The sequence below is a fragment of the Spirillospora sp. NPDC046719 genome (genome assembly GCF_040645715.1).
Classification (GTDB): Bacteria; Actinomycetota; Actinomycetes; order Streptosporangiales; family Streptosporangiaceae; genus Spirillospora.
This window is the reverse complement of sequence record NZ_JBEYYT010000772.1, coordinates 1-2,623: the sequence shown is the minus strand read 5'-3', so window position 1 is coordinate 2,623 and position 2,623 is coordinate 1. Positions and strand designations below refer to the sequence as shown.

Annotated in this window: 8 protein-coding genes; all 8 read right to left on the bottom strand. The window is 37.8% G+C overall.

The window, feature by feature from the left end:
• On the bottom strand, window positions 1-271 hold a 271-nt coding region (locus ABZ914_RS49990), incomplete at its 3' end, for a bifunctional DNA primase/polymerase (RefSeq protein ID WP_500201617.1).
• 3 nt (window positions 272-274) lie between these two features.
• Entirely contained in the window at window positions 275-604 is a 330-nt protein-coding gene (locus tag ABZ914_RS49985) for a hypothetical protein (RefSeq protein WP_010905047.1), read from the bottom strand.
• Window positions 591-785 (bottom strand): hypothetical protein, encoded by a 195-nt coding sequence (locus ABZ914_RS49980; protein ID WP_012898685.1) that lies wholly within the window; start codon window positions 783-785, stop codon window positions 591-593. Before ABZ914_RS49980 ends, ABZ914_RS49985 begins: the two co-directional genes overlap by 14 nt.
• A gap of 247 nt (window positions 786-1,032) precedes the next feature.
• Window positions 1,033-1,272 carry a hypothetical protein gene (locus tag ABZ914_RS49975; protein ID WP_014570323.1) on the bottom strand — a complete coding sequence of 80 codons (240 nt, stop codon included), beginning with the start codon at window positions 1,270-1,272 and terminating at the stop codon, window positions 1,033-1,035.
• Window positions 1,273-1,314: 42 nt separating this feature from the next.
• Window positions 1,315-1,596 (bottom strand): hypothetical protein, encoded by a 282-nt coding sequence (locus tag ABZ914_RS49970; RefSeq protein WP_500201616.1) that lies wholly within the window; start codon window positions 1,594-1,596, stop codon window positions 1,315-1,317.
• Window positions 1,593-2,114 (bottom strand): hypothetical protein, encoded by a 522-nt coding sequence (locus tag ABZ914_RS49965; RefSeq protein WP_500201615.1) that lies wholly within the window; start codon window positions 2,112-2,114, stop codon window positions 1,593-1,595. Before ABZ914_RS49965 ends, ABZ914_RS49970 begins: the two co-directional genes overlap by 4 nt.
• 3 nt (window positions 2,115-2,117) lie before the next feature.
• Entirely contained in the window at window positions 2,118-2,312 is a 195-nt protein-coding gene (locus ABZ914_RS49960) for a DUF1655 domain-containing protein (protein WP_011677056.1), read from the bottom strand.
• A gap of 114 nt (window positions 2,313-2,426) precedes the next feature.
• A partial coding sequence (locus ABZ914_RS49955) for a helix-turn-helix domain-containing protein (protein WP_500201614.1) occupies window positions 2,427-2,623 on the bottom strand: 197 nt, incomplete at its 5' end.

The following is a 2,623-nucleotide window of genomic DNA, read 5'->3' as shown; positions in this document are numbered from 1 at the left end:
TGTGTTCATTCCACAAGCGACTGAAAACATTCCGTCCATTCTGTCCGTTTTGGTGCTGGTCTAAGTCAATACAAATCAAACCGCTATTTCTAAGATTAATCATGATGTTACGGTTCGGTATTTCATCGAACCACGCGCTTACTGTGATTTCATCAAGGCTTCCTGAGGAACTCCCCTTTATAATTGCCCTTTCGCTTTTTCCTACAGGATAACCAGCGATAACAGAAAAGCCACGACTAATACAGTTTAGGGCTTGTTCTTTGGGTGTCAATAGTCATTCCTCCTTAAAAAGTTGGTCAATCCAATCAAGTTCTGCAAGGGTATAGCCATTGACCGCATTATTAATCGCTATGCCTGTGCGTTGTTTCTTGATAATTCCGGCTCTGCGCTCGTCTTCGTTAGTTGGAATAAAATAGCCGTTATCAATCGAACCAATGGCGCAACCCTGCTTATGGAGGTACTCAATTCTGCTCTGAAGCGTTCTAAAATCAATATCAAGGGCTTGTGCTAAAATCTTGCCTTTGACAGCTCGGTCAATTCCTCTGTGTTCGGCAAGAAATTTAATAATATTTTGGTCTAACGTCTGTAAGTCAGTTATCTTCATTGAGATACCCCCAAATTCTAGTGATGGTTTCTAAAAATTGCTCATAGCTTGCTCTCTGTCTAGCTTCGCCAATCAAGGCAAACATTAAAACAGTAATAGCTTCGTTGCTTGTATCGCTGATAAGATACTCTAAATTGTCCTTATTACTTTCATTTTCAAGGACATCAATAGTAATTTTCATGGTTTAGTTTCCTTTATCTGTAATTTCATGATAGCCAGTTGCTTGCCCAAAACTGGGCTTACTTGAGTGCATAAGTTGCTTTTCACTCCACTAGGTAAGTTTATGCTTGTGCTAGCTTCAAACTGCTGTATTAAGTCATATTTAACCGCTCTTGCATTGTGAATCATCTTATAGGGGTGTTTTCCTATCGTCCTGAAACTATTCCGCCCTAGCCGTTTCCTTGCCGTGTAGCCTTGGTGGTGTTCTATCATTTCGCTACCTCATCAAATAAGCTGATTTCTCCGCCCTCTTTCTCACCCTTAAATCGGACACCGTGCTTATATTTACGAACTTTAAAGCTATAATCAACTGTGCCTGTATTTGCGTTCAATGGGTCTATTTTTTCAATCTGCTTGTCTGTCAGCTCTGTGTGATAGCCTTTTAAACTTCTCATACCTACGCTATCAATACCAGCCACATAAGGGCAAGCTCTAATAATATTTGTCATTTTCTCAATCCTCTAATAAAATTTGCCTTGCCTGACAAGTTGCTAAGTATCTATGACGATGAACTTGCATATATCATCAATCAAATAGTAAATAAGTGAAGTTTTGTATCTTGGTTTATAGCGATTCAATCCGTACTTTTCCCAATTATCAAGTGTGCCGTCTGATATATCTAAGTCTTCCATAACACGCTTTTTAGAGATATAAGGTAATACCCGCTTTTCATTTCTGATTTTGAGTTGTGTGCCAAGATATTTATTAAATAAATGAATGATTTTATCCACTAAGCCACGGGCAACAAGGTTTGTTAGTGTGTCATCATTCATTTTTTGCCTCCGTTCTTACGTTTAGAAATAACTTCCATAACTGCGTACGTTAGTTTATCTTCACTAATTCCCAGTTCATGAGAAAGCTCTGAAACATCTTCGGAACTGATAATATCAAATGCCGTCAATGCTTTGTGCTGGGTTTTTCTACGTTGTCTTTCCTGACGAACACCTCGGTTAAAAGCTACATCATAAAGATATTCGTAAGCAAAAACGCGTTTCCATCCCTCCCAATCGTCCTTATCTTGTTTATTTAACAATTGAGATACATCTTTTTCAATGGCTTCAATTAATGGATACAACCCGTTAGGGCTGTCTGTTTTCTTTCGCGTTTGCTTAATTTCTTGTTTAATACGGTACTTTTCAGCAATTTCGTGCGTGATTTTCATCTTAAAAGGGTTGCCTTTTTTAATACAAAGGATTCTGCTTGTTGGTATCCGTCCACCTTTGAGAACAAATGAAAGCATAGTTTCGTCTTTGCGATGGTAAGCTCTTAAATTAAATGTTTTAAATTTCATACCCTACCCCTTAACCATTTCTACTTGAATATCGTTTTCTAAAGTTGTGAAAGTCACAACTGATTGACCGTCAAACAAGCGATAAACGTACTCATTAAGCTGGATAAAATGGCGTGCTTTGGCTTTTAATAAGTCCATGAGTTCAAAGGCGATTGAATCATCAAGGATATAAGTTTCCTTGTTTGCTGTATTATTCATTTGTTTTTATTCTCCAATTTGTTATAATTAGAGTAAAGCAAAGCCCTACAAGGCTTGCCTTACTTAATATTTAAAGTCGTTTATCTGGGGAGATGTCCGGCTTTTTTTGTACGATTATTTAAATTCATCTAAACTAACTCCTAATGCCTCCGCAATCTTAACGACTGTGAGCCATTTCGGGTTTTTTGTATTGCGTTTTTTAATTTCGTGTAACTGCTGAGGGCTTATGCCTGTCATTTTGGCAAGGCGGTACTCGGTTATGCCTTGTTTGTCTAATTGTTGTTTGATTTTGTCCCACATTTTTATGACAT